A 25623-nucleotide genomic window follows, 5' to 3' on the forward strand; every position below is an offset into this window, starting at 1 on the left:
GGGGAGTCATGATCCAGTTCACGTTGCAGCCTGTGACCGCCGGTGCTTCGGCACTCGTCGTTGCCGCAAGCGAGCCCGGTGCGGCGAGCCGCTTCGCGCTCGCGCTGGGCAGCCTACAGGCGGGCGCGGTCGCGGCCGAAGCCGAACTCATCCCTGCCGAGGGCGCGGCTTCGACGATCGACCGGCAAGTTCCTGCCGCTGACGGCAAGCCATTGCCGGAGGCGGAAACCGATGCTGCTGCCGGACCGGAGGTGGAAGTCATTCTTCCGTGGCTGGTCGCCCCCGCGCCTGTGCCGGTGCCGCCCGCCGAACCGCTCGCGCCCCCTGAAGCGGCTCCGGACCCGAGCGGCACATCAGTCGCGCCGACTTCTCTCTCAAACGCAGCAGCCGCCTCAAACGCAGCAGCCGCCGCGCCGGTCGCGGCGGTCGCCCCGGCGGCCACTGCCGCGACGTTGCCGATGGCGTTCCAGGACAGAGGCGGACCTGCCGCGGTCGCCCCCCACGGCGTCGCTCCTGAAGGGCCGCGGCAAATTGCAGCTTCGGTGTCGGCCCCAGCATCACCGCAGACGCCGATCGTGCCGCGGTCCGACCACCGGAGGCTGCTCTCTTCTTCCGCGTCGATCGCTCCGGTCGCAGCCCGGCCAGCGGGCGCGGCAGCCGTCGAGATCAGGCCGCTCCTGCCGCAGGCGGAGGCTGCGCCGGCGGCCACCGGCGTCGTTGCCGAGCCGGACGCCCCATCCTCCGCACCGCTGCGGAGCGCTCCGCACCTGGCTGTGGTGGGATCGGAGCCCACCGCCGCGGCTCCGCAAGCGCCCCGGGCGCCGGTTGAAGCTGCGCGTCCGTGGAAGGACGCGCCAAGCGACGGAACGCGCGCGGCGAAAGTCGATGTACCGAGTCCGCCGAGAATCGAAATATTCGCCGCCGATCCGGCGCGGCCCCTGCCGCTCACCGCCCAGCCACCGCTCGCATCGGCACCGCAGGTCGTGACGCCGGCCGCCGCCACTTTCCTCGCCGAGATCCTGCCACAGCGCCGGACGGGGCGAGTGGAACCGGCGACTGCGCCTGCGATCGCCGCACCGCAGGTCGCCGCACTGCAGATCGCCGCGGACACTGTCCGCACGCCGGTCGCGCAGCCGCTGGCGGAAGCACAGCAGCCGCCGCTCGATCTCTCGCGCAATGACTGGATGGAGTCGATGATCGAGCGGATCGAGACGCTGCGCGACGCAGCGGGCACGACGCGCGAGACGCGTATCCGCCTGACGCCGAACGCGCTCGGAACGCTCGACGTTTCGGTGCAGCAGGACGGCGATGCCCTCCAGATCCGCTTCACTGCGGATTCCGCCGCGACTCGTACTCTGCTCGCCGAAGCCGCGCCGCGCTTGAACGACCTCGCCGAATCGCGGGGGCTGCGCCTAGGCGAGACTGCGGTCGATGCCGGCGGCGCAGGTGCCGGACGCGAGCAGCGCCGGACGCACGAGCCGGAGCAGTTCCTTCGCGTGGCGCGCTCCGGCGCGGCCGAGCCAGAGCCCGATACCGCCACCGACCACCGCATCGCCTGACATTGAAGGGAACCGATGATGACCGAGACGACGATCGAAGAAGCCGCGCCGCCGAAGAAGAAGCGCAGTCTGCTGAAGCTGATGCTGCTCGCCCTGCTGCCGCTCGTGCTGATCGGCGGCGGTGTGGGCGGCGGCCTCTATGCCGCGCAGGCCGGCTGGCTTCCCGGCGCGGGCGGCGCGGCTCCGGCAGCACGGGACGACAGGCCCCAACTCGTCCCGAAGAGCGAACAGGCACATGCCGAAGCCGGCGCCAGCGGCGAGGAAAATACCGGCACGCCGACGCCCGCAGGCGAAGGCGGCGAGGCCTATGCTTCCAACTATTACGCGCTGGAGAAGGAGTTCACTTCGAACCTTCAGAACAGCGTTCATTTCGTCCAGGCCGGCCTCGCGATTTCGACTCACTATGACGATCGCGTGATCCAGAATCTGCGTACGCACGAGATCGCCGTCCGCTCGGCAGTGCTCATGGCGCTGAGCGAAACTACCGAAGAGGAAGTTTTCACCACCGAAGGCAAGCGCCAGCTCGAGGCACGCCTGGTGAACGCGATCAACGGCGTTCTGCAGGAAAAGGAAGGCTTCGGCGGGATTGGTAACGTCTACTTTACCAATTTCATTGTTCAGTGAACGAGCATGGTTAACGCCTCTTCAGAAACGGATGCGCCCGATCGGCGCGAGCGGCCCCGGGCCGGCGCGGAGCACGCCCCGGCGCTGGGCAGCGCGCGGCTCAATCCGTTCGGCGATCTGGTCACGCTGCAGCATCTGACCGCGCGCGCCGCCCGTTCGCTGAAGAGCGTGTTTGAAGGCGTGCTGCGCCGCGATCTGCGCAGCTGGGCCGAGCCGCTCGTCGTGCAGCGCTGGGCCGATTATCGGACCGAGTGCGGCGAAGGGCTGAGTGCCTGGCAGCCGCTGGCGATGTCTCCCGGCAAGGCGCAGGCGCTGCTCGTGCTCGAAGGGCGTTCGGTGCTCGAGATGCTCGACGCCTTCTTCGGCGGCGATGGCCAGGCTCCTTCCACGTTGCCCGAAGAGTTCACGCCCGCAGCCCAGTCGATGGTCGGCCGAATCGGACACGCCGTGGCCGATCCGCTTGCCGCCGCATGGGAGCCGGTGTCGCGGATCGAGTTCGCTCCCGTCGCCGGTGCTGCGATCGCGACCGCGCCCGATCTGGGTGGCGACACCGCGATGGTAGTCACGCGGCTCGGCTTCGCCGCCGGCGACGCCGCGCCGTTTTACATCGATCTCCTCTATCCGGTCGCCGGCCTGAAGCCGCATGCGCCCCAGCTCACCGCAAAGGTCAAGGCGCAGGACTGCGCCGTCGAACCGGAGTGGCGCAATGGGCTCACCCGCGCGGTCATGGCGGTCAGCCTTCCCGTGCGCTCGGTGCTCGCCGAGCCGCGGCTGCGCCTCGGCCAGCTGCTCGAGCTCAAGGTCGGCGACGTCATTCCGATCGAATTCGGCCCCGAAGTGCCCGTGATGGTCGCCGCGCGGCGGCTGGGCACGGGACAGGTCGGTACCTCGAACGGCCGCGCCGCGGTCCGTCTCACTTCCATCGAGCCCATTTCGCAAGAGGATCTCGCATGAACGACATGACCGGCGGATTTCCGGTCGACGCCGCGCTCGCCGCCAATCTGCGGCTGCTGCAGGACGTCGATGTGAAGCTCACCGTGGAGATCGGCGCGACGAGGCTCAGCCTCCGCGAGTTGCTCGCGCTGGGCGAATCCAGCGTGATCGAACTCGACCGCGAGGCCGACGAACTGCTCGACGTCTTCGTCAACGGCACGCTGATCGGTCGCGGCGAAGTGGTGACGGTCGGCGAGAAGTTCGGCGTCCGGATGACCGAGCTGGTCAATCCCGAGAAGCGAGTCGCGCCGCGATGATGTGGTCCTATGTCCTGAAGCTGGTGATCCTGCTGCCGCTCGTCTGCGGCCTGCTGATCGCCTGCCTCTATGCGTGGCGCAAGCTCGAGGGGCGGCTGCCCCGCGGCGCGGGCGAGCGGATGGTGCAGGTGAAGGAGACGATGATGGTCTCTCCCGGCGTCCGCCTCGCCGTCGTCGATTTCGAGGGGCGGCGGCTGCTCGTCTCGGTCGCGCGCGGCGGCGTCACTCTGGTCGACAGGCTGGAACAGTGAGCGTCGCCTCCGTCCTTCGGTCGCCCCGGCACAAGACCGGAGTGACGGTCGCGATGCTGGCGCTGTTCGCAGCGCTTCTCTTCGCCGCACCCGCTTTCGCGCAAGGCACGTCGATACCGGCTCCGGCGCCGACACCCGGCGTCGGCGACGCGCTCGATCGCGCGCTCGGCGATCTGGGCGGCGGCGAAGCGCCGCTCAGCCTGTCGCTGCAGGTCCTCATCATCATGGGCCTGCTTACGATCCTGCCCGGAATCCTCTTGATGATGACCAGCTTCACGCGGATCATCATCGTGCTTGCAATCCTGCGCCAGGCGCTGGGGCTTCAGCAGACGCCGCCCAATCAGGTGCTGATCGGCCTGTCGCTGTTCCTCAGCTTCTTCGTGATGGCGCCGGTCCTCAACACGATGAACACCACTGCCATCCAGCCCTATGCCGAAGGCCGCATCAGCTCGACCCAGCTGATCGAGACCGCGGGCGAAGCACTGCACGGCTTCATGCTCAAGCAGACCCGCGTGAAGGACGTGACGATGTTTGCCGATATGGCGAACACCGGCCCGATCGCGACGCCCGAGGACACGCCCTATTCGGTGCTGCTGCCGGCGTTCGTGACGAGCGAGCTCAAGACCGCGTTCCAGATCGGCTTCCTGATCTTCCTGCCGTTCATCGTCATCGACTTGGTCGTTGCCACCGTGCTGATGAGCCTGGGCATGATGATGATGTCGCCGACGATCATCTCGCTGCCGTTCAAGCTGTTGCTGTTCGTGCTGGTTGACGGATGGGCGCTGACGATGGGCAGCCTCGCCTCGAGCTTCGCGACCTGACCATGGCGGACGCGGACTATTTCCTCACCGTCGCGCGCGAAGCGATGTGGGTGCTCGCGCTGGCCGCGGCGCCGATCCTGATTCCGGCGCTCCTCGCCGGCCTGTTCCTCGGCATGGTGCAGGCGGCGACTTCGATCAACGAACAGACGCTTTCGTTCGTGCCCAAGCTGGCGATCGTGGGCATCAGCCTGGTCATCTTCGGCGGGATGATCCTCGGACTGCTCGGCGACTTCACGATCGGCATCTTCGAACGCATTCCCGATCTGGTGCGCTGAGCGATGATGGGCTTCGGCCTTTCGATCGAGCCGCAGCTCTGGGCCTTGCTCTTTGCGATGGTGCGGATCGGCGCGGCGTTCATCGCCGCGCCGGTCTTCAGCGCGGTTTCGGTGCCGCTGCCAGCGCGGATCGCGCTCACCGGCGCGATCGGGGTGCTGGTGATGCACGTCGCGCCGGTCGTTCCGCCCGCGGAGATTTTCTCGCTCACCACGATGCTGATGGTCGCGGCCGAGGCACTGGTCGGGCTTGCGCTCGGCTTCGTGCTCCAGATCGCCTTCGCCGCGCCGCTGGTGGCAAGCGAAGTGATCGGCATTTCGATGGGCATCGGCTTCGCCGCCGCGGTCGATCCGCAAAACGGCGCGGCCACGCCCGCGCTCGGCCAGTTCCTGTCGATCCTGCTGACGCTGCTGTTCCTGTCGGTCGACGGCCATCTGGTCCTCGTCGATCTCGTCGTGCGCAGCTATGACGCGCTGCCGCCGGGCGAGGCATGGCTCGCGCCCGAGCGGCTGCTGAACATCGCCCTCTTCGGCGGCTATGCCTTTGTCGCCGGGCTGCTGCTCGCGCTGCCGGTCGGTTTTCTGTTGTTGTGCCTCAACATCGTCGTCGGCATGCTCTCGCGTTCGGCGCCGGCGCTCAACCTGTTCGCGGTAGGCCTGCCCGCCAGCCTCGCGCTCGGCGTCGTCGCGATCCTGATCGCGTTGCCGGCGATGGGGGACTATCTGCTGGTGATCATCCGCGAGGCGCTCGACGCCGCGCAGGCGCTGGTGCTGGGCTGATGGCCGAAAGCTTCGGCGAAAAGACGGAAGCCCCGACGCCCAAGCGCAAGCAAAAGGCGCGCGACGACGGCGACGTCCTCAAATCCCGCGAGTTCGCCGCCGCGCTGGGCGTGTTGCTCGGCTGCGGCTGGATCGCGCTGCTCGGGCCGGGGCTGCTCGGCGCGTGCAAGGCCGTGATGGCGGCGAGCTTCACCTTCGGCCGCGGCGATATCGAGGCGTTCGAGCCCTGGCGCCCGCTGGCGGAGGCAGGCTGGAAGCTCGCGCCCTCCCTCGGCGCGCTCCTCGCGCTGTCGCTGGCAGGCGCTGTTCTCAGCCAAGGAGCGCTGGGCGCGCTGAGCTGGAACAACAAGCTGCTCATGCCCAAGGGCTCGCGGATCAATCCCGCCTCGGGCCTCAAGCGGATCTTCGGCGCGAATGGCTGGATCGAACTCGGCAAGTCGCTGCTCAAGGTGGTGCTGCTGGCAGCGATCGGCGGCTGGATGCTGTGGCTCGTGGCGCGACCCTCGGTCGGTCTCGTCTCCTCCGACGTGCACCAGGCGGTCGGCGCGCTCGGCGGGCATTTCCTGATGCTGTTGTTCGCGATGTCGGCGGGGCTCGCCATCATTGCCGGGATCGACCTGCCGATCCAGATCGTGCGGCGGCTGCAGAAGCTCAAGATGAGCAAGCAGGAAGTGAAGGACGAGCACAAGGACAGCGAAGGCTCGCCCGAGAACAAGGCGGCACAGCGCCAGCGCCAACGCGAAATCCTGAAGGGCGGCTTCCGCAAGTCGGTCGGCACCGCACATGTCGTGCTCACCAATCCGACGCATTTCGCCGTCGCGCTGCGCTACGATCAGGGAAGCGACCAGGTTCCGGTGGTCGTCGCCAAGGGGCGCGGCCAGACCGCGCTCGCGATCCGCGAGCTGGCGGGCGAATTCCAGGTGCCGGTGCTCGAATATCCGCAGCTCGCGCGCGCGGTCTACTACACCAGCCGCGAGGGCCAGGAAGTGCGCGACGACCTCTATATGGCGATCGCGACGGTGCTTGCCTTCGTCTTCAACCTGAATGCCGCCGCCGGCGGGCGTAAGCCCCCCGTCAGCGTGCCCGAGACTGCACGTTTCGACGAAAACGGTCGCCCGGAGACACGCCGGCCCTAAAGCGCTGCGCCCGGTTGCCGCTTAATCGGAGAGGGGGACGATCATGGCCGTCGAATCGATTGCGAAGACGCTGGGCACCGGATCGGGAATCGACATCACCGCGCTGGTTTCGCAGCTGGTCGATGCCCAGTTCCAGGCGAAAACCGCGACGCTCGAGAAGAAAAGCGAGGCACTCACCGCGCAGATCTCGTCGGCGAGCCAGCTCAAGAGCAGCATCAGCGGCTTTTCGACGGCTCTTACGGCGCTCGCCAAATCAGGTTCGCTCTCCACTCAGCCGACGAGCTCGAACGCATCGCTGGTGACGGTCGCCGCACAGCCGGGCGCGCAGATCGGCACACTCGACGCGCGGCTGGAGGTTCGGCGCCTCGCCGCGGCGCAGGTCGCGAGCACGGCGCCGATCGCCGATGCCACCGCAGCGGTGGGCATGGGCACGCTTACGCTCACCTTCGGCACGGCGACGGTAGCCGACGGAGCGATGTCGGCCTTCGACCCGGGCGCGACCAGCATCGATATCGCCATCGGCGAGGCGGATTCGAGCCTCGAAGGGATTATGAAGGCGATCAACGCCGCCAATGCGGGAGTCACTGCCTCGATACTGAGCGACCCGGATGGCGCGCGGCTGGTGCTGAAGGGTACGACGGGCGCGGCCAAGGCGTTCACGCTGAGCGCGACGGAAACCCCGGGCGCGGAAGGCCTCTCCGCACTGGCGATCGGCGTCGGCGCGAGCGGCACGACGATCGGCAGCGCGGCGGCCGATGCGGAAATCGCCGTCGACGGGATCGCCGTGAAGCGCAGCGGCAACGGCCTGTCCGACCTTATTCCCGGCGTTCGGATCGATCTGGTCTCGGCACAGCCGGGCACGATCGTGCGGATCGGAAGCACACCGCCCACCGAGGCGCTGCGCCAGGCGGTCGCCGACGTCGTCGACACCTATAACGAGCTGCTGTCGATCGTGCAGGCGGAGATCGATCCCGTCGCCGGGTCGCTGCGCAGCGACATGGCGGCGCGGAACTTGGCGCAGTCGCTGGGGCGGCTGACGCTGGCGCCGCTGGTGCCCGGCGCGGGCACGGACGCGCCGACGACGCTCGCCGCGCTGGGCGTCGCCACGAACCGCGACGGGTCGCTCCGCATCGACGCCGATCGCCTCACCGCTGCGCTCACGACCCATCCCGGGGCAGTCGAAGCGATGTTTCGCGCCGAAAGCGGTCTTCCCGCGGCGCTCGCCGCCATCTCGACCGCCGCGGCGAGCACCGCCACCGGCCTTGGCGCAAGCGAGGCGCGCTATACCGAAGCAGCGGGCAATCTTGAGGAAGATCGCAGCGAGGCACTCGCCGCCGCCGAGGCACTGCGCGCGCGGATGACCCAGCAATTCGCGCGGATGGACTCGAAAGTCGCCGCCTACAAGTCGACGCAGAGCTTCCTGCAGCAGCAGATCGACGCGTGGAACGCGGATTGACTGCGATGCGCTATGCCACGGTTCTCGCCGGCGATCCCGCCGCCACCTATCGTCAGGTCGGACTGGCGAGCCGCGCCGGCGGCGCCGATCCGCATCAGCTCGTCGGCCTTCTTTACGAAGAGGGCGTGGCTGCGCTGCGGACGGCGGCCTGGGCGGCGGAGAACGAGAATTCGGCGCTGCGCGGCGAGCGCGTGTCGCGCGCCATGGCGATCCTCTTCGCGCTCGAGGCCGGGCTGGATTTCGACAAGGGTGGCGACGTGTCCCGCACGCTGGCCAGCTTCTATCACGGGCTGCGCCAGCAGATCGGCGCCGCCAGCCTGGGAAGCGATCCCGCCCCCTTCCGGGATGCCGCCGCCAGCCTGGCCGAAATCGCGGCTGCCTGGGCGAGCATCACGTCGAGCTGAACCGGACAGCTATTCCCAGCGTGCGAGCAGCTGATCGACGCTCGCCGGCTCCGGCGGCACGGCTGCGCAGGGCGATCCGGAAAAGCGCGGTGCGGGCGCCGGCTGCACGCCGCCTTCCTGCATGTTGAAGGTTTCGCGTGCGCGGTTGTGCGGATGATCGGGCGCTTCGGCGAGCGACAGCACCGGGGTGACGCAGGCGTCGCTATCCTCGAACTGCGCTGCCCAGTCGTCGCGGCCGCGCGTGGCAAAGGCTTCGGAGAAGGCCGTCGTCATGTCGCTCCAGCAGGCGCGATCATATTGTTTGAAGCGGCCGGCCTCGAGCCCCAGTCCCTCGCACAAGGCCCGGAAATAGGGGGGCTCGAGCGCGCCGACGGCAACGTGGCGACCGTCCGCGCAGGCATAACAGCGATAAAAGGGCGCGCCGCCGTCGATCAGATTCGAAGCACGGGCATCCACCCAGCGCCCCGCGCCATGGAGGGCATAATAGAGCGTCATCAGCGAGGCCGCGCCGTCGATCTGCGCGACGTCGATCACCTGCCCGCGGCCGGTCGCCTGGGCGGAGAGAATGCCGGAAACCATACCGAGCGCGAGGTAGAGCGCGCCGCCACCATATTCGCCGATCAGGTTGAGCGGCGGCACCGGAGTCGATCCCGTGCCGATCGCATGCAATGCGCCGGTGAGGGCGAGATGATTGATGTCGTTGCCGGCGCGGCGTGCGAGCGGCCCGTCCTGCCCCCAGCCGGACATGCGGCCGTACACAAGCCGCGGATTGGCGGTCAGGCAGCGGCTCGGATCGAGATCGAGCTGCTCCATCGTGCCGGCGCGAAACCCCTCGATCACGCCATCGGCGAGCGAGATCAGCGCCAGTGCCTGTTCGCGCGCGGCGACGTCGGTCAGGTCGAGCGCGATCTCCGAACGGCCGCGATAAAGCGCGGGCGCCACTGCGCTGCCGTCGGGCCCCGAGCGGCGGATACGCACCACGTCGCAGCCGAGGTCCGCCAGCAGCATCCCGCAGAGCGGGACCGGCCCGGTCGCGTCGAATTCGACGATCCGCACACCCGCCAGCGGCCCGTGACTCATTCCGACCATCCGCACCCCCATGCTTTGCCCGAATCGGTCATAGCGGTCGGTCGCCCGAGTGGCCATGCGCGTTGCCGGTGGCCTCACGGCCGCCTTTCCGCTAGCGGGACGATGATGAGGCAACCACATATCGTCGCGATCGGAGGAACGCTCCGGCCTGAATCGAGCACCGCCGGCGCCCTCGCGGCGGCACTCGCCATGGCGGAGACTCGCGGCGCGCGCACGACGCTGCTCACCGGCGACGCGATCGCCTTCGGCCATTATGATCCCGAAACCGCCGGCGATGACCCCGCGGTGGCGCGGTTCGTCGAGGCGCTGCGCGACGCGGATGCAGTGATCGTCGGCTCGCCGGGCTATCACGGTACGCTCTCGGGCCTGGTCAAGAACGCGCTCGATCACGTCGAGCTCTTGCGCCGCGACACGCGCAGCTATTTCGACGGCATGCCGGTCGGCTGTATCGCGACGGCGGGGGGATGGCAGGCGGCGGTCTCGACCCTTTTGGCGCTGCGCGACATCGTCCACGCGTTGCGCGGATGGCCGACGCCGATGGGGCTGGCGATCAACACGAATGCGGAGGAGGATCCGATCGCCGCCTGCGAATCGCAAATGGCGATCATGGTCGCGCAGATTTTCGATTTCCTCGACTGATCCGCCGCCAGATATCCGCGCCGTTAACCAGTTTGTGACGCGCGCGCCCTAGCCTTGCCTCCAGCCAGCAGGGGGGGTGGGAATGGATCAGCTGACGGCAGGGCAGGCGATGCCCGTGCGCCGCAGAGCGACGCGGACGATTCTGGCAGTCGACGACAGCCGGGCGAACCTCAACGTGCTCGCGCACCGGCTGGGCCATCTCGGCTATCTCGTCGTGCTCAGCGACCACGGGGCCGAAGCGCTCGACCTCATCTCGGCGCGTGGCTTCGATCTCGTGCTGCTGGACAGGATGATGCCGGACGTTTCGGGCATCGAGGTACTTCAGGAGATCCGGGGATCGCGCGAGACCGCCGACCTGCCCGTCATCATGATCACCGGCCGCAGCGATCCCGGCGCTGCCGTGGAGGCGCTGGCGGCAGGCGCCGACGATTATCTCGCCAAGCCGTTCGAATTCGAAGTGCTGGCGGCGCGCATCGAGCGCACGCTGGCGCGCGCCGGCCGCGTCGAGGAACTCAAACGCTCCAATCTGGCGCTCGACGCGCGGATCGCGGCGCGCGCCATCGAACTGGGCGAGGCACGCACCGAGCTGGCTGCGACTCGCGCCGATCGCGGGCGCCTGATCGCATCGATCCAGGCGCTGCACGACGAGCTCGACCGGCTCAGCGCCTGAGCCAGTGCCGCCGGCCGAAGAAGCCCGCGATCACCACCGCCAGCAGTGCGCAGACCCCGACCACGCCGGCGAATGCCCAGGGGCGCTCGGCGAAGGGGATTCCCTCGACATTCATGCCGAGCAGGCCCGTGAGGAACGTCAGCGGCAGGAACACCATCGCGACGACCGCAATCGCCAGCGCGCGCTGATCGATCTGTTCGGCCCGAAGATCGGTGAGCGTCTCGTGAATCAGCGCGGCGCGTTCGCGGATGCTTTCCACTTCCTCGGCCATGCGCGCGGCGCGATCGGAAGCCGCAGCGAGATGCAGCCGGTCGTCGTCGCGCAGCCAGTCGCCGGGCAGTCCGGCCAGCTTCTCCAGCGCCGCGCGCTGCGGCACCAGGAAACGGCGATAGCCGATCGCCCGGCTGCGCACCTCGGCGACGTGGCGGCGCAGTTCGATCGAGCGGCCGGGCGCGAGTTGCTCCTCGCATGCGTCGAGCGAATCGCCGAGATCGGCTACGACCGGGTCGAGCTCCTCGGTGATCGCCAGCGCAAGCGCGGCAATCAGGTCGCCCGGATCGTGGATGCCGCCCGCCGCCACCTGACCACACACCGGGTCGAGCACGTTGAGCGACTTGCGCGTGACCGAAAAGACCCGGCCTTCGTGCGCATAGAGGCGGATCGACGCCAGCGGATCGGAAGCGGCCATCGTTTCCGACGAAAGCCCACGCAGGTTGATCACGGCGCCGTCGTTGACTGCATCGCACCGCGGGCGCGTTTCCACCGCGGTGAGCGCTTCGACCAGGATCGGCGGAAGCTTCGCCTCCTCGTCCAGCCAGCGTCTCGCCGTTTCGTCTGCGGAGGTCAGGTGAATCCACACCAGGTCCGCGCGTTCGCCGAGCGCTTCGGCTGCGGAGAGGCGACGCACGGCGGCGTCATGGACCGAATAGGCGAAATCGCTCATGCCATCTCCAGATCGACTGTGAGCCCCGGCCCCGGATCGGCGGGCGGAGCGGCGCAGGCGATCCGATCCGCGTCGGCGCGGGCGCGATTGAGGATGGCGGGCGGTACGTTCTGGCGGTGCGTTACTCGATCGGCGAATGCAAGCGCGCGTGCCTGACGGAGAGTGAGATCATCCGGATCGGCGGAGGTCAGGCGAAACGTGAAGATTTTCGCACAGTCATCCGCCGCGCCGGTTGCCAGCCATTCCTCGACGCGCGCGGGTCCGCCATTCCCCAGCGGATCGAGCGGTCCGCCCGGCGCAAGCGCGCTTCCAAGCGCGCGGCGTCGGGCATCGCCCTCGGGCCAGCGATCCCGGATCGCCTCGCGCGCCTGTGCCAGCGCCTGCGCCAGCCCGCCCAGATCGGCGGGGAGCAGCGCTTCGATCCGCTGGCGCACCGACGCCGCGAGGCCCGCCGACGCGCCGCCGGTCGCCACTGCGACGAGCAGCGGATCGCGATCGATGATCGCGGGGGTGGTGAAATCGCACATTCCGGGCCGATCGACGGCATTCACCAGCAGTCCCCGCGCCTTGAGCCGCGCGACCGCGGCCTCGGCCTCGGCGGCGTCCTCGATCGCCACGATCGCGATCTGCGCCGCGCCTTCTTCGCCGATCACGCTGGCGCCGGCGCGTTCGAGCAGCCGGCGCTTGGCGGCCGCCGCCTCGCCCTCGCCGAGCAGGATCACCGGCCGACCCGCGAGCCGCAGCACGACGGGCAGCCCGGCCTTCACGTCAGCCAGTCCGGCACGGTTTCGGCGGCCATGATCGTTTCGGCAGTGATCCGACCGGCGACTACGTCGAACCGCTCGCCGGAAACGAGCACTTCGGGCACGAGCGGGCGGCTGTTGTAGGTGCTCGCCATCGTCGCGCCATAGGCGCCGGCGCTGCGCAGGACGATGAGGTCGTCCCGCCGAACCCGGTCGATCTCGCGGGCATTCGCGAACACATCGCTGCTCTCGCACACCGGGCCGGCGACGTTGGCGACGAAACGCTCGCCGCACGGTCGAACCGCGGCGATATCGTGATAGGCGTCATAGAGCGCGACGCGCGCGAGGTCGTTCATCGCCGCGTCCACGACCACCCACGGGTGTGTCACGCCCGGCTTCACCCACAGCACGCGCGTCAGCAGCACGCCGGCATTGGCGGCGATCACGCGGCCCGGCTCGAACATCAGCGTGACGCCCCAGTTGCGCGCCACCCGCGCCACCATCGCCCCGAATTCGGCGGGGCTGGGCGGCGCTTCGCCCGGCCGGTACGGTACGCCGAGCCCGCCGCCGAGATCGACATGGCTGATCGAATGGCTCGCCGCGCGCAGCTCGGCGATCAGTTCGCCGACGCGCGCGAACGCCTTTTCGAGCGGGTCGAGCCGGAGCAGTTGACTGCCGATGTGCACCGCGACGCCGCGCAGATCGAGCCCCGGCAGCGGCGCCAGCCGATCGAAGATCGCGCGCGCCTGATCGATCGGCAGTCCGAACTTGTTTTCCGCCTTGCCCGTGGAAATCTTGGCGTGGGTTCCGGCGTCGACGTCCGGATTGACGCGCAGCACCGCGGGCGCACGCATGCCGCGCGCCGCTGCCAGCTCGGCGAGGACGACGCCTTCCTCCTCGAGCTCGAGATTGAACTGACCGATCCCCGTTTCGAGCCCGAGCGCAAGCTCGTCGCGCGACTTGCCGACCCCGGAAAAGACGATGTCCTTCGCCGCAATGCCGGCGGCAAGCGCGCGGGCGAGCTCCCCGCCGGACACCACGTCCGCGCCAAAGCCTTCGCGTGCGAGCACCCGCAGCACCGCGAGATTGGGATTGGCCTTCACCGCGAAGGCGCAGTGCACGTCGCCCGCGCCCGCCAGTGCCTCTCGAAACACTCGTGCGTGCCGCTGCAGCGTGGCGGTCGAATAGACATAGACCGGCGTTCCCACCGCCTCGGCGATGACCGGGAGCGGCACGTCCTCGGCGTGGAGGATGCCGCCGCGAAGCTCGAAATGGTCCATCGTCAGTTGGGTGGCGGAAGATCGAATTCGTCGCTGCGACGCTCGCTCGAGCTTTCGATCAGGTCGTCGCTGCGTGCCGGCCGGGTCTGCATCGGCGCGGCGAGCAGATCCTCGGCGGTCGGTGGCTCCTCCGCGCCATAGGGGGTGGGCGGGAGCGGCTGGCCCGGAGGCGCCTCGAGCTGCTCGCGCGCACCGCAGCCGGCCAGCGCCAGCGCCGCCGCCAGGATTCCGTACCGCCTCATCGCCTTTCCTCCGCCCGGGCCGATCGTGCCGCCTCGATCGCCTCGCGCACTCGCGACGGCGCGGTTCCGCCGAAGCTGGTGCGGCTCGCGACCGAGGCATCGACGCTCAGCACGTCGTACACCCGATCGTCGATCCTGTCGTCCACCGCGCGCAGCGCCTCGAGCGGCAGCTGGTCGAGCCGCAGGCCATCGGCTTCAGCGCGCGCTACCGCGCGTCCGGTGATGTGGTGCGCCTCGCGGAACGGCACATTCGCTTCGCGGACCAGCCAGTCGGCAAGATCGGTCGCGGTCGCGAAGCCGCTCTCCGCCAGCCCGCGCATCCGGTCTGTACGAAATTCGGCGCTCTCGACCATGCCCGTCATCGCTGCGATCGACAGGCCGAGCAGGTCGTTCGCCTCGAACACCGGCGGCTTGTCGTCCTGCATGTCCTTCGAATAGGCGAGCGGCAGCCCCTTCATCGTCACCATCAGGCTGGTGAGGCAGCCCAGGATACGCCCGGCATGGCCGCGGACCAGCTCGGCGGCGTCGGGATTGCGCTTCTGCGGCATGATCGAGCTGCCGGTCGACCATTGGTCGGACAGTTTCACGAAGCCGAACGGCTGGCTCGCCCAGATCACGAATTCCTCGGCCAGCCGGCTGAGGTGCAGGCTGCACTGGGCGGCTGCGGCGAGATAGTCGAGCGCGAAATCCCGGTCGGAAACCGAGTCGAGCGAGTTGCGCGTCGGCCCGTCGAAGCCCAGCGCCGCGGCAGTGGCCTCGCGGTCGATCGGAAAGCCGGTCCCCGCCAGCGCGGCAGAGCCGAGCGGGCACAGATTGAGCCGCACGCGCGCATCCTGCAGCCGCGAGCGATCGCGCCCGATCATCTCGTAATAGGCCATCAGATGGTGGCCGAGCGTCACCGGCTGCGCCGACTGGAGGTGCGTGAAACCCGGCATCACGCTGTCGGCATGCTCCTCCGCACGCGCGATCAGCGCGTCCTGGAACTGGCCCAGCGCGGCATCGGCCTCGTCGAGCGCGTCGCGTACCCACAGCCGAAAGTCGGTGGCGACCTGATCGTTGCGCGAGCGGGCAGTGTGCAGCCGCCCCGCGCTCGGCCCGATCTTCTCGGCCAGCCGGCTCTCGGTCACCATGTGGATGTCCTCGAGCGCATAATCGACGGGCACGCCCTGCGCCTCGAAATCCGCCGCGACGCGATTGAGGCCCTGCGCAATCGCATCGGCATCGCCGGGCGAGACGATGCCCTGGGCGCCCAGCATCGCCACATGTGCCTTGGAGCCTGCGATATCCTGCCGCCACAAGCGCTTGTCGAAGGGGATCGAGGCGTTTATCTCACGCATCACCGCCGACGGGCCTTCCGCGAAGCGCCCGCCCCACATGCTGTTGGAGCTATCCTTGCGACCGGCGATCGCCCTTCTCCTTCCTGCGCTGCTCATGGCGAGCGGCTGCGATACGCAAGGCGATGCGCCGGAGCAAGCGGAGGCAGTGTCCGCCCCCGCCACGCCGACCGCTTCCGGTAGCGCTGGTGACGCCCAGGTCGAGGAGATCGGCACGCTCGACCGCAGCCATGCCGGCGAGATCGCGCCCGACGTTGCCTTCGAGGATCCGGCGGGGCGGGCCGTCACGCTCGCCGATTTCCGCGGCACGCCGGTCCTGCTCAACCTCTGGGCGACCTGGTGCGCGCCTTGTGTGGCCGAGATGCCGACGCTCGATGAGCTGGCGATCCGCGAAGGCGATGCGCTCAAGGTGCTGACCGTCAGCCAGGATCTGCAAGGCGCCGAAAAGGTGGATCCCTTCTTCGAGGAGGCAGGGTTCGAGCGGATCGAGCCCTATCTCGATCCCGAAGTGCTGCTCAGCGCCCATTATGCGAGCAATTTGCCGACGACGATCCTCTATGATTCGCAGGGCCGCGAGGTCTGGCGGATGCTGGGCGGCATGGATTGGACGAACGCCGCTGCCGCCGAGCTGATCGGGGAAGCACGCTAGGCCCCTGCCGCGGTGTAACGCGGCGCTTCCCACGCCCGCGCGGTTGATCCGTACGCGACAATCGCGCACCACATGCCGAGCGTACCGGGGGAAGCGAACAATGGCGGCACTGACACTCGATCATGTGACCAAGCGCTTCGGCGCCGTCACCGCAGTGAACGATCTGAGCTTCACCGTCCCGCAAGGGCAGGTGTTCGGCTTCCTCGGCGGCAATGGCGCGGGCAAGACCACGTCGCTGCGCATGGTGCTCGACATCATCCGCCCGACCGAGGGCAGCATCGAAGTGCTCGGCCGCCGACCGGGGCGCGAGAACAGCGCCGACCTCGGCTTTCTTCCCGAAGAGCGCGGGCTCTATCGCAACATGAAGGCGATCGACACGATCGTCTATTTCGGCCGGCTGAAAGGCATGTCCGCCGCCGATGCGCGGCGCGAGGGGATGATATTGCTCGAGCGCTTCGGCCTCGCCGATTTCGCCAGGACGACGCTCGACAAGCTCTCGAAGGGCATGGCCCAGAAGGTGCAGCTCGCCACGGCCGTGGTGAACCAGCCCCGGCTGCTGATCCTCGACGAGCCGTTCTCCGGGCTGGATCCGGTCAATCAGGCGCTGCTCGAGGACGAAATCCGCCGCGCGGCGGACAATGGCGCGACCGTGATCTTCTCGACCCATGTGATGCAGCATGCCGAGCGGCTGTGTGACCGGCTGTTGCTGCTCGCCAAGGGCCGGAAGGCGTTCGAAGGCTCGCAGGACGAGGCACGCGCGCAGCTGCCGACGCGGCTGACGCTGATCGCATGCGAAACCCCGGCGTCGCTGCCGGGCGTGGTGGAAGTGCATGAACTGGGGACCGCGGGAGCGGGCTGGACCCGCTACGACGTCCGGCTCGATCCCGGCGGCGACCCGGGCGATCTGCTCGAGGCGGCGACTCAACGGAGCTTCGCCTTGCGGGGTTTCGAGCGGCACCGGCCGAGCCTTCACGACGTCTTCATCCACATCGTCGGCGCCGCGGAGGTGAAGCCGTGATCCAGCACATCCTTCTCGTCGCCGCCCGCGAGTTTCGCCAGATCGCGGCGACGCGCAGCTTCTGGCTCACGCTGCTGATCCTTCCCGTCGCGCTCGCGATCGGCGCAGTGGCGCCGCGGCTGATGGAGGATTCGGACACCGAGCGCGTGGTGCTGATCGACGCGCGCGAGACCGCGGCCGCCGCGATTCGCGAGCGTCTGGAGATCGACGAGCAGCGTCGCATCCTCGAGGCACTCTCGCGTTATTCGCAACGCTACGAACTCGACGATGCCGACCAGCGTGCGCTCTGGGCGCAGCACGACCGCTGGTACAGCGACGACGAAGTTCGCGCTTTCGTGGAAGCGGGCGGCGCGGATGCGGCACTGGCGACGATGCGGCGTGCGGCGGGCGAGGAAACGCCGGAATTTGACGCCCCCGAGCCCTGGTACGAGCTGGTCGAAACGCCGGCCGATCTGGCGAATGCGGCACCGGGCGAGCTCGACGCCCGAGCCGATGGCTGGCTCGATCCTTCCGAAGAGAGCGGCCGGCAGGAAGTCGATTACATCGTCTTCGTTCCCGCCGACTTCGGCTCCGAGGCGGCGCCGGTGCGCATCTGGTCCGACGGCCGGGTCTCGCAGGGGTTCGTCCAGACGCTGCAGCAGGTGCTGACGCGCGATCTGCGCACGCGCTATCTCCTGGCTGCGGGCCTGTCGTCCGAACAGGCCGCGACCGCCAGCACGCTTACTCCTGCCGTCGCCGTGAGCACGCCGCCGCCCGGCGGCGGGCGCGAGCGGGTGCTGATCCGATCCGTCTTACCGCTGCTCAGCGCCTATATGCTGCTGATGTCGCTGCTGCTTTCGGGAAGCTGGATGCTGCAGGGCGTGGTCGAGGAACGGTCGAACAAGCTGATCGAGACGGTGCTCGCCTGCGTGAGCCCGAACGAGCTGCTCTACGGCAAGCTCTTCGGCACGGTCGCGGTGGGGCTGGTGATGGTTCTGTTCTGGACCGGCTGCGCGGTCTTCGCCGCCTTTGCGACACAGAGCGCGGTCGCCGAGTTTCTGCGCCCGGCCCTCGCGCCGCTCGCCTCCCCCGGCACCGCGCTGACGATGCTCTACTTCTTTCTTGCCGGTTATCTGATGGTCTCGATGATCTTCCTCGCGATCGGTGCGATGAGCGATTCGTTCCGCGATTCGCAGAGCTATCTGACGCCGGTGATCCTGGTGATCGCAATGCCCTTCGCCTTCATCGCTCAGGCGGTGCTGCGCGAAGAGGGCGGGCTGCTGATCCAGCTGATGACGTGGACCCCGCTCTATACGCCGTTCACGATGCTTGCCCGGCTGGGGACGGGCGTGCCGCTGTGGGAGCTGCTCGGCGCCGGGGCACTGCTCGCGCTGTTCATCGTGCTCGAGTTCGTCTTCCTGGGCCGCGTCTTCCGCGCGAGCCTGCTCTCGGCGGGCGAAAAGCCCACGCTGGCCCGTATCGGCCAGCTCATGCGCCGGCGAAGCGAAGTCTAGGGAGCTTCAAGGAAGCAGCGGCTGGATGCCCCGCGTGGATTCGAACCACGATTGACGGAGTCAGAGTCCGTAGTCTTACCATTAGACGACAGGGCAATGCCGTGCGAGGGGCGCGAAATAGGCGGCGCCTCGCCTGCTGTCAACGCCGCTCGTGCGGCTTGCCTTGCTCCGCCTGCGGCTCTGCGCTAGCCTCCCTGCCAAGCGCCGGTCGGTTCGGGCATCCGGGCCGTGACGGATAGAACATAAGCGAGTTGAATGAGATGGGGGACGGCTCCGTTCAGGTGCCGCGCCGAAGGAGCTCCGGCTCCCCCCGGGCGGCAGGGTCGAATGCAGGGCCGGCACGCGGGCGCTGGCCTGAGGCGCGCCATTATGCCGCGCTCGATCTGGGAACCAATAATTGCCGGTTGCTGATCGCGCGGCCGCAGGGCTCGGGCTTCGCGGTGGTCGACGCGTTTTCTCGAATCGTGCGGCTGGGCGAGGGCCTGGCCAGTAACGGCCGGCTGAGCGATGCCGCGATCGAACGCACCGTCGCGGCGCTGCGCATCTGCGCCGAAAAGTTGAAGCGCCGCAACGTGACACTCGCCCGATCGGTGGCGACCGAGGCGTGCCGCCGGGCCTCGAACGGCCCCGAATTCATCGAGCGCGTTTATCGCGAAACCGGGATCGCGCTCGACATCATCACTGCCGAGGAAGAGGCCCAGCTTGCCGTGCTCGGCTGCCATGCCCTGCTGGAACCGGGCGACGGCCCCGCGCTGGTGTTCGACATCGGCGGAGGCTCGACCGAGCTGGTGCTGGTCGATTCGACCGAGCCGGTGCCCGCCATCCTGGACTGGCACAGCGCGCCCTGGGGCGTGGTGTCGCTCACCGAGGCGGCGGCGCGCGGCGACAGCGACGCCGAGCGCACCGCGGCCTATGCCGACATGCGGGCGCGCGTTTCGGAGAGCTTCGCCGCCTTTGCCGAGCGGCTCGATCCGCCGCCGGGCAGGCGCCGGCTGCTCGGCACCAGCGGCACGGTGACGACGCTCGCCAGCGTCCATCTGGGCCTCGACGCCTATGATCGCGGCGTGATCGACGGGCTGATCGTGCCGAGCCGCGCGATGCGCGACGTGAGCGTGCGCCTCGCCGGAATGAGCCTGGCGGAGCGCTCCGGCGTGGCCTGCGTCGGTCCCGAGCGCGCGGATCTGGTGGTCGCGGGATGCGCGATCCTCGAGTGCATCCTCGATCTCTGGCCGGCGGAGCGGCTGGGGATCGCAGATCGCGGCATCCGCGAGGGCATCCTGCGCCGACTGATGACCGGAGCGCGCGCATGAGCCGGGGCGGAAGCGGCAACCGTGTCGGGCGCCAGCGGGTGCGCACCGCGCGCGGGCGCAGCTCGCAATCGGTCCGCTGGCTGGAGCGGCAGCTGAACGATCCCTATGTGAAGCGCGCCAAGGCGGAGGGATATCGCAGCCGCGCCGCCTACAAGCTGATCGAGCTCGATGAGAAATTCGGCTTTCTGAAGGGTTCGCGGCGGATCGTCGATCTGGGCATCGCGCCGGGCGGGTGGAGTCAGGTGGTCCGCCGCAAGCTGCCGAATGCGGCGATCGTGGGGATCGACCTGCTGCCGGTCGATCCGATCGAAGGCGTCGCCATCCTGCAGATGGACTTCATGGAGGATGCCGCGCCGGATCGGCTGGTCGAGGGGCTGGGCGGTGCGCCCGATCTCGTGCTCTCGGACATGGCGGCGAATACCGTCGGCCATCCCCAAACCGACGCGCTGCGCACCATGGCGCTGGTCGAGGCTGCCTTCGACTTCGCATGCGAAACGCTCGAGCCGGGCGGAGCTTTCGTCGGCAAGGTGTTCGCCGGCGGCGCCGATTCGGCGCTCGTCGCCGCGATGAAGCGCCGCTTCGCCACGGTCAAACACGCCAAGCCGCCCGCCAGCCGCAAGGGCTCGGTCGAATGGTATGTGGTGGCACAGGGGTTCAAGGGTCGCGATCAGGTTTGACCCGCGACGGCATGAAAAAGGGGCCACGGCAATGCCGCAGCCCCTGTTCGTTCGTCCAGGCTGGCCTCAGCCTTCGTAGTCGGCGCCGAGATTCTGATTGCGCGGCGGCGCGGCGGCAGTGAGCCGGAGCGCTTCGGCCGAATCGGACAGCGAACCGAGCTCGTCGGGCGCTTCCTCATCGTCGATCTGCACGCGCTGGAGGCCGGAGACCACCGCTTCCTCGAGCTGCTTGGGCTTCACCGTCTGCTCGGCGATCTCGCGCAGGGCGACCACGGGGTTCTTGTCGCGATCGCGATCGATCGTGAGCTCGGCACCGCCGGAAATCTGCCGCGCGCGTTGCGCCGCGAACAGCACCAGATCGAACCGGTTGGGAATCTTGTCGACGCAATCCTCGACGGTGACGCGCGCCATGCTACGCTTCCTTGGGCTACGGAGTCTCGGGAAAGCGCGGCAAATAGGCGAAGGGCCGCGCAATGTCAAGGATTTCGGGCGCGTTCCGGCCGAGCCTGCCCGCCACGGCCCCCGCACGAGCCGGGCTTGCGCAACGCGGCCCTTCTCTTCATGCACCCGGTCATGCATTCGCCCGCGGCGCAACCGGCATTCACCGTCGACGGCAATCGCCTGACGCTCGTCACCGAAGGGCCGCGACGGCTCGAGGTACTGCTCGACCTGATCGGCTCGGCGCGTCGTTCGCTGCGGCTGCTCTACTATATCTATGTGAACGACAGCGCGGGCGCGGCGGTGCGCGACGCGCTGATCGCGGCGGCGGGGCGCGGCGTCGACGTATCGCTGATCGTCGACGGGATGGGCAGCGAACCGGCCGAACAACGCGACTTCTTCGATCCGCTGCGCGAGGCGGGTGTCGATCTCTGCCGCTTTCTGCCGCGGTTCGGCAGGCGCTATCTGCTGCGCAATCACCAGAAGCTCGCCCTGGCGGACGGCGAGGAGGACGATGCCCGCGCCATGATCGGCGGGTTCAACATCGAGGAATCCTATTTCGGCACCGTCGAGGACGCCGCCTGGCGCGACCTGGGGCTGCTGGTCGAGGGCCCCGCGGCACAGCGGCTGACCGGCTATTACGACGCGCTGGAGCGCTGGACCAAGGCGCGGCGCCCGCCGATTCGCGACCTCACGCAAACACTGCGTGCGTGGAGCGAAACCAGTGGCAACGCCCGCTGGCTGATGGGCGGTCCCACGCGTCGGCTCTCCCCCTGGGCGCGCATCGTGAAGCAGGAAATGGAGCGCGCGCGGAGCATCGATCTCATCTCCGCCTATTTCGCGCCGAGCCCCGCGATGCTGCGGCGGCTTGACGAGGCCGGGCGGCGTGGCCGGGTGCGGCTCGTCCTGCCATCGAAAATGGATCATACTGCGGCGATCTGGGCGGCGCGCTTCGCCTATGCGGGGCTGCTGCGCAAGCAGGTCGAGATCTACGAATATCAGCCGACAAAACTGCACACCAAGCTCTATGTCGTCGACGACGTGGTGCATATCGGCTCGGCCAATTTCGACATTCGCAGCCTCTTTCTCAATCTCGAGCTGATGCTGCGGATCGACGATCCGGCCTTTGCCGCGCATGTCCGTGCCTATGTCGACGGCGAAGTGGCGGCATCGGAGACGATCACTGCGGAGCTCTATCGCGCGCGCGCAACGCCGTGGCGTCGGCTGAAGCAGATGGCCGCCTGGTTCGTGATGGTCGTGCTCGACTTCAGCGTCACCCGCCAGCTCAATTTCGACCGGTCCGACGGCGAGACGCGACGCCGACGTCCGGACTGACTGCGGCTCCGCGCGTCGGCGGGTTGACGTGCCCGTCAACACACTTACACCAGTGTAAGCGAAGTCGCGGAAACATGCGGCACCTGGTGGCGAGAGGATGGCAATGGCGGAAGCATATATCGTGGCGGCGGCGCGGACCGCAGGCGGACGACGCAACGGCAAGCTGATGAGCTGGCACCCGGCGGATCTGGGCGGCGCGATTCTCTCGGCGATCGCCGAGCGCAGCGGCATCGATCCGGCGGCGATCGACGACGTTGTCATGGGCTGCGTCGGCCAGGCGGGCGAGCAGGCGCTGCACGTCGGCCGCAACTCGGTGCTCGCCTCGACACTGCCGCAGAGCGTGCCAGCGGTCACCGTCGATCGCCAGTGCGGCTCGTCGCAACAGGCGCTGCAGTTCGCTGCGCAGGCCGTGATGTCGGGCACGCAGGACGTGGTGATCGCCAGCGGCGTCGAGCATATGAGCCGCGTTCCGATGGGCACCTCGGTCGCGGGCGGCGCCAAGCCGTTCAGCGACAATATCCTCGAGCGATTCGGCGTGCGCGGCTTCAGCCAGTTCACCGGCGCCGAGATGATCGCCAGGAAATACGGCTACAGCCGTGAACAGCTCGACGCCTATTCGCTGGAGAGCCATAAGCGCGCGGCCGCCGCCACCGAGCGCGGCGATTTCGAGGACGAAATCGTCCCGCTCGAAGTCGAGACGGCGGATGGCACCGAACTCCACAAGGTGGACGAAGGCATCCGCTTCGACGCGAGCGCCGAGGGGCTCGCGAGCCTCAAGACGCTGGTCGAGGGCGGCGCGATCACCGCGGGCAACGCCAGCCAGATCTGCGACGGATCGTCGGCCGTGCTGGTCGTGTCCGAACAGGCGCTCAAGGATCATGGCCTCACTCCGCTCGCGCGGATCGTGAACCTCACCGTCACCGGGGGCGACCCGGTGGTGATGCTGGAAGAGCCGCTGTTCGCGACCGATCGGGCGCTCAAGCGCGCGGGCATGAAGATCGACGACATCGACCTCTATGAAGTCAATGAGGCGTTCGCGCCGGTGCCGCTCGCCTGGATGGAGCATACGGGCGGATCGCACGATCGGCTCAACGTCAACGGTGGCGCGATCGCGCTCGGCCATCCGCTCGGCGCCAGCGGTACCAAGCTGATGACGACGCTGATCCACGCGCTGCGCAAGCGCAAGCTGCGCTACGGCCTGCAGACGATGTGCGAAGGCGGCGGGCTCGCCAACGTGACCATCGTCGAGGCGCTCTGATCGCGATGCCCGGAGCGTTGGACGGGCTGCGGATCGTCGAGTTCGCCGGGATCGGGCCGGGCCCGTTCACGGGCATGATGCTCGCCGATCATGGCGCCGAGGTGATCCGGATCGACCGGCCGGGCGCGAGCTTCGGCCCGGCCGCGCTCGCGCGGTCGCGGCGCTCGATAGCACTCGACTTGAAGCAGCCCGAAGGCGTCGCGGTCGCGCGCGCGCTGTGCGGCACTGCCGACGGGCTGATCGAGGGCTATCGGCCGGGCGTGATGGAGCGGCTCGGGCTCGGCCCGGACGCGCTGCTCGCCGGCAATCCGAAGCTCGTCTATGGCCGGATGACCGGCTGGGGCCAGCATGGCCCGCTCGCCGACCTGCCGGGGCACGACATCAACTATATCGCGGTCGCGGGCGTGCTCGAAGGGATCGGCCGGCCGGGCGCGCCGCCGGTCGCGCCGGCGAACTATGTCGGCGATTTCGGCGGTGGCGGGATGCTGCTCGCGTTCGGCATGGTCGCGGCGCTGCTCGCGGTGCAGCGCGGCGCGGCGGGCCAGGTGGTCGATGCCGCGATGACCGACGGCGCGGCGCTGCTCGCGGCGATGAGCTGGGGCTTTCGCGGCGCGGGCATGTGGCGCGACGGTGCGGGTGCCAATCTGCTCAGCGGCGCCGCGCCCTTCTACCGCAGCTATGGCTGCTCCGACGGACGGTTCGTGGCGGTGGGAGCGATCGAGCCGCCTTTCTATGCGGCGTTGCTCGACGGCCTTGGCCTCGCCGGCGATCCGGACTTCGCGCAGCAGATGGACGTCGCGCGCTGGCCCGCACAGAGCGCGCGGCTCGAGACGATCTTCGCGACCCGAAGCCGTGACGAATGGGCCGAGGCGTTCGCCGGCACCCAGGCGTGCGTCTCCCCGGTTCTGACCATGGGTGAGGCGGCGGCGCACCCGCACAATCGGGCGCGCGGCACGTTCGACGAAGTGGGCGGCAGTATCGAACCGGCGCCGGCGCCCCGATTCTCGCGCACGCCCGCGGCAGCGCCGACGTCGCCGGGTGCCGTGGGTGTCGATACCGACACGGTGCTCGGTGCGCTGGGATATGACGACGAAAAGCTCGCGGCGCTGCGCGCCTCGGGTGCCATTCAATAGACGAGAGGAACGACGATGAAGTTCGAAGCTACGGCGGCAGTGGTCACGGGCGGCGCCTCCGGACTCGGTGCGGCAACGGCGCGCGCGCTGGCGAAGGCGGGCGCGAAGGTCGCGCTGTTCGACATGAACGAAGAGAAGGGCGAGGCAGTCGCGAGCGAGATCGGCGGGGTCTTCTGCAAGGTCGATGTGCGCTCGGACGAGGAGGTCGATGCCGGGTTCGAAAAGGCGCGCGCGGCGCACGGGCAGGAGCGGATTCTCGTCAATTGCGCAGGCGTCGGCAACGCGTTCAAGACGGTCGGGCGCGACAAGGCGACGGGCGAGATCAAGGTGTTTCCCGCCGCGGCCTTCGACTGGGTGATTCAGGTGAATCTGGTCGGCACGTTCCGGTGCATCTCGAAATCGGCCGCGGGCATGCTGACGCTCGAGCCCGGAGAAGGCGGCGAGCGTGGCGCGATCGTCAACACCGCGAGCGTCGCGGCCGAGGACGGGCAGATCGGCCAGGCGGCCTATTCGGCGTCGAAGGGCGGCATCGTCGGCATGACCCTGCCGATCGCGCGCGATCTTTCGGCCGAGGGCATCCGCGTCAACACGATCCTGCCCGGCATTTTCGACACGCCGCTGATGAATGCCGCGCCGCCGCAGGTGAAGGAGGCGCTCGCCGCGTCCGTGCCGTTCCCGAAGCGGCTCGGCCACCCCGAGGACTATGCGAGCCTGGCGCTCGAAATGCTCCGCAATCCCTATTTCAACGGCGAGGACGTTCGCCTCGACGGCGCGATCCGCATGGCTCCGCGCTGAGGCACGGCGTGTGCCGGGGCGGAG

29 protein-coding genes and 1 tRNA gene are annotated in these 25623 nt (G+C 68.8%); 22 read left to right on the plus strand and 8 right to left on the minus strand.

Annotated elements, in window-relative coordinates:
- Positions 1 to 8: 8 nt before the first annotated feature.
- Genes H7V21_RS10170 through H7V21_RS10220 form a run of 11 tightly spaced genes read left to right on the plus strand, consistent with a single transcriptional unit; the run spans position 9 to position 8553 of the window.
- The gene (locus H7V21_RS10170; protein ID WP_188053560.1) at positions 9 to 1559 is read left to right on the plus strand and encodes a flagellar hook-length control protein FliK; all 1551 of its coding nucleotides are present in this window, start codon (positions 9 to 11) and stop codon (positions 1557 to 1559) included.
- Positions 1560 to 1574: 15 nt separating this feature from the next.
- Entirely contained in the window at positions 1575 to 2183 is a 609-nt protein-coding gene (fliL, locus tag H7V21_RS10175; RefSeq protein WP_316714824.1) for a flagellar basal body-associated FliL family protein, read from the plus strand.
- A gap of 6 nt (positions 2184 to 2189) precedes the next feature.
- Positions 2190 to 3137: a flagellar motor switch protein FliM gene (locus H7V21_RS10180; protein WP_188053562.1), complete on the plus strand. Its 948-nt coding sequence runs from the start codon at positions 2190 to 2192 to the stop codon at positions 3135 to 3137.
- Complete coding sequence (gene fliN, locus H7V21_RS10185) at positions 3134 to 3433, plus strand: flagellar motor switch protein FliN (RefSeq protein ID WP_188053564.1); 300 nt, start codon at positions 3134 to 3136, stop codon at positions 3431 to 3433. Before H7V21_RS10180 ends, fliN begins: the two co-directional genes overlap by 4 nt.
- Positions 3430 to 3684: a flagellar biosynthetic protein FliO gene (locus H7V21_RS10190; RefSeq protein ID WP_188053566.1), complete on the plus strand. Its 255-nt coding sequence runs from the start codon at positions 3430 to 3432 to the stop codon at positions 3682 to 3684. Before fliN ends, H7V21_RS10190 begins: the two co-directional genes overlap by 4 nt.
- A 53-nt stretch (positions 3685 to 3737) precedes the next feature.
- On the plus strand, positions 3738 to 4505 hold the full coding sequence (gene fliP, locus H7V21_RS10195) for a flagellar type III secretion system pore protein FliP (protein WP_188056484.1): 768 nt from the start codon (positions 3738 to 3740) through the stop codon (positions 4503 to 4505).
- Between the two features lie 2 nt (positions 4506 to 4507).
- On the plus strand, positions 4508 to 4780 hold the full coding sequence (locus tag H7V21_RS10200) for a flagellar biosynthetic protein FliQ (protein ID WP_188053568.1): 273 nt from the start codon (positions 4508 to 4510) through the stop codon (positions 4778 to 4780).
- A gap of 3 nt (positions 4781 to 4783) precedes the next feature.
- The gene (gene fliR / locus H7V21_RS10205) at positions 4784 to 5557 is read left to right on the plus strand and encodes a flagellar biosynthetic protein FliR (RefSeq protein WP_188053570.1); all 774 of its coding nucleotides are present in this window, start codon (positions 4784 to 4786) and stop codon (positions 5555 to 5557) included.
- Positions 5557 to 6693, plus strand: a complete 1137-nt coding sequence (locus H7V21_RS10210; RefSeq protein WP_188053572.1) for a flagellar biosynthesis protein FlhB — start codon at positions 5557 to 5559, stop codon at positions 6691 to 6693. The genes fliR and H7V21_RS10210 overlap by 1 nt, the downstream gene beginning before the upstream one ends.
- Positions 6694 to 6736: 43 nt before the next feature.
- Positions 6737 to 8149, plus strand: a complete 1413-nt coding sequence (fliD, locus tag H7V21_RS10215; RefSeq protein WP_188053574.1) for a flagellar filament capping protein FliD — start codon at positions 6737 to 6739, stop codon at positions 8147 to 8149.
- Positions 8134 to 8553, plus strand: a complete 420-nt coding sequence (locus H7V21_RS10220; RefSeq protein ID WP_316714831.1) for a flagellar export chaperone FliS — start codon at positions 8134 to 8136, stop codon at positions 8551 to 8553. Before fliD ends, H7V21_RS10220 begins: the two co-directional genes overlap by 16 nt.
- Before the next feature lie 9 nt (positions 8554 to 8562).
- On the opposite strand, the gene H7V21_RS10225 is transcribed toward H7V21_RS10220, so the two are convergent.
- Positions 8563 to 9699, minus strand: a complete 1137-nt coding sequence (locus tag H7V21_RS10225) for a CaiB/BaiF CoA transferase family protein (protein ID WP_262503816.1) — start codon at positions 9697 to 9699, stop codon at positions 8563 to 8565.
- A gap of 45 nt (positions 9700 to 9744) precedes the next feature.
- Here H7V21_RS10225 and H7V21_RS10230 point away from each other — a divergent pair, with 45 nt between their 5' ends.
- Complete coding sequence (locus H7V21_RS10230; protein WP_262503817.1) at positions 9745 to 10281, plus strand: NADPH-dependent FMN reductase; 537 nt, start codon at positions 9745 to 9747, stop codon at positions 10279 to 10281.
- A gap of 82 nt (positions 10282 to 10363) precedes the next feature.
- Complete coding sequence (locus tag H7V21_RS10235) at positions 10364 to 10951, plus strand: response regulator (protein WP_262503818.1); 588 nt, start codon at positions 10364 to 10366, stop codon at positions 10949 to 10951.
- On the opposite strand, the gene H7V21_RS10240 is transcribed toward H7V21_RS10235, so the two are convergent.
- From H7V21_RS10240 to argH, 5 genes are read right to left on the minus strand one after another with little or no spacing between them, the layout of a single operon-like run.
- Entirely contained in the window at positions 10941 to 11894 is a 954-nt protein-coding gene (locus H7V21_RS10240; protein WP_188053576.1) for a zinc transporter ZntB, read from the minus strand. The two genes, H7V21_RS10235 and H7V21_RS10240, sit on opposite strands and share 11 nt — an antisense overlap.
- Positions 11891 to 12661, minus strand: a complete 771-nt coding sequence (locus H7V21_RS10245) for a bifunctional precorrin-2 dehydrogenase/sirohydrochlorin ferrochelatase (protein ID WP_188053578.1) — start codon at positions 12659 to 12661, stop codon at positions 11891 to 11893. Before H7V21_RS10245 ends, H7V21_RS10240 begins: the two co-directional genes overlap by 4 nt.
- The gene (lysA, locus tag H7V21_RS10250; RefSeq protein ID WP_188053580.1) at positions 12658 to 13917 is read right to left on the minus strand and encodes a diaminopimelate decarboxylase; all 1260 of its coding nucleotides are present in this window, start codon (positions 13915 to 13917) and stop codon (positions 12658 to 12660) included. Before lysA ends, H7V21_RS10245 begins: the two co-directional genes overlap by 4 nt.
- A gap of 2 nt (positions 13918 to 13919) precedes the next feature.
- Complete coding sequence (locus H7V21_RS10255) at positions 13920 to 14159, minus strand: hypothetical protein (protein ID WP_188053582.1); 240 nt, start codon at positions 14157 to 14159, stop codon at positions 13920 to 13922.
- Positions 14156 to 15535 carry an argininosuccinate lyase gene (gene argH, locus H7V21_RS10260; protein ID WP_188053584.1) on the minus strand — a complete coding sequence of 460 codons (1380 nt, stop codon included), beginning with the start codon at positions 15533 to 15535 and terminating at the stop codon, positions 14156 to 14158. The genes H7V21_RS10255 and argH overlap by 4 nt, the downstream gene beginning before the upstream one ends.
- A 16-nt stretch (positions 15536 to 15551) precedes the next feature.
- On the opposite strand from argH, the gene H7V21_RS10265 reads away from it, so the two are divergent.
- The 3 genes from H7V21_RS10265 to H7V21_RS10275 all read left to right on the plus strand — a co-directional run bounded on the left by H7V21_RS10265 (position 15552) and on the right by H7V21_RS10275 (position 18653).
- On the plus strand, positions 15552 to 16142 hold the full coding sequence (locus H7V21_RS10265; protein ID WP_262503819.1) for a TlpA family protein disulfide reductase: 591 nt from the start codon (positions 15552 to 15554) through the stop codon (positions 16140 to 16142).
- Positions 16143 to 16242: 100 nt separating this feature from the next.
- Positions 16243 to 17160: an ABC transporter ATP-binding protein gene (locus tag H7V21_RS10270; RefSeq protein ID WP_188053588.1), complete on the plus strand. Its 918-nt coding sequence runs from the start codon at positions 16243 to 16245 to the stop codon at positions 17158 to 17160.
- Positions 17157 to 18653: an ABC transporter permease gene (locus H7V21_RS10275; RefSeq protein WP_188053590.1), complete on the plus strand. Its 1497-nt coding sequence runs from the start codon at positions 17157 to 17159 to the stop codon at positions 18651 to 18653. The genes H7V21_RS10270 and H7V21_RS10275 overlap by 4 nt, the downstream gene beginning before the upstream one ends.
- Positions 18654 to 18675: 22 nt before the next feature.
- Here the strand turns inward: H7V21_RS10275 and H7V21_RS10280 are convergent.
- Positions 18676 to 18749 (minus strand) — tRNA-Gln (locus H7V21_RS10280).
- Positions 18750 to 18913: 164 nt separating this feature from the next.
- Here H7V21_RS10280 and H7V21_RS10285 point away from each other — a divergent pair.
- Both H7V21_RS10285 and H7V21_RS10290 read left to right on the plus strand, forming a co-directional pair.
- Complete coding sequence (locus H7V21_RS10285; protein WP_188053592.1) at positions 18914 to 19963, plus strand: Ppx/GppA phosphatase family protein; 1050 nt, start codon at positions 18914 to 18916, stop codon at positions 19961 to 19963.
- Positions 19960 to 20640 (plus strand): RlmE family RNA methyltransferase, encoded by a 681-nt coding sequence (locus H7V21_RS10290; RefSeq protein WP_188053594.1) that lies wholly within the window; start codon positions 19960 to 19962, stop codon positions 20638 to 20640. The genes H7V21_RS10285 and H7V21_RS10290 overlap by 4 nt, the downstream gene beginning before the upstream one ends.
- 66 nt (positions 20641 to 20706) lie before the next feature.
- On the opposite strand, the gene rpoZ is transcribed toward H7V21_RS10290, so the two are convergent.
- Entirely contained in the window at positions 20707 to 21051 is a 345-nt protein-coding gene (rpoZ, locus tag H7V21_RS10295; protein ID WP_188053596.1) for a DNA-directed RNA polymerase subunit omega, read from the minus strand.
- A 162-nt stretch (positions 21052 to 21213) separates the two neighbouring features.
- Between rpoZ and H7V21_RS10300 the strand changes: the two genes are divergently transcribed.
- The 4 genes from H7V21_RS10300 to H7V21_RS10315 all read left to right on the plus strand — a co-directional run bounded on the left by H7V21_RS10300 (position 21214) and on the right by H7V21_RS10315 (position 25599).
- Complete coding sequence (locus H7V21_RS10300; protein WP_188056489.1) at positions 21214 to 22413, plus strand: phospholipase D-like domain-containing protein; 1200 nt, start codon at positions 21214 to 21216, stop codon at positions 22411 to 22413.
- Positions 22414 to 22516: 103 nt separating this feature from the next.
- Positions 22517 to 23671, plus strand: a complete 1155-nt coding sequence (locus H7V21_RS10305; RefSeq protein ID WP_188053597.1) for an acetyl-CoA C-acetyltransferase — start codon at positions 22517 to 22519, stop codon at positions 23669 to 23671.
- A gap of 5 nt (positions 23672 to 23676) precedes the next feature.
- Positions 23677 to 24804: a CaiB/BaiF CoA transferase family protein gene (locus tag H7V21_RS10310; RefSeq protein WP_188053599.1), complete on the plus strand. Its 1128-nt coding sequence runs from the start codon at positions 23677 to 23679 to the stop codon at positions 24802 to 24804.
- A gap of 15 nt (positions 24805 to 24819) precedes the next feature.
- Positions 24820 to 25599, plus strand: a complete 780-nt coding sequence (locus tag H7V21_RS10315) for an SDR family NAD(P)-dependent oxidoreductase (RefSeq protein ID WP_188053601.1) — start codon at positions 24820 to 24822, stop codon at positions 25597 to 25599.
- The last annotated feature ends 24 nt before the right edge of the window (positions 25600 to 25623 follow it).

The sequence above is a fragment of the Sphingosinithalassobacter sp. CS137 genome, from assembly GCF_014334115.1.
Taxonomy (GTDB): domain Bacteria; phylum Pseudomonadota; class Alphaproteobacteria; order Sphingomonadales; family Sphingomonadaceae; genus Sphingomonas.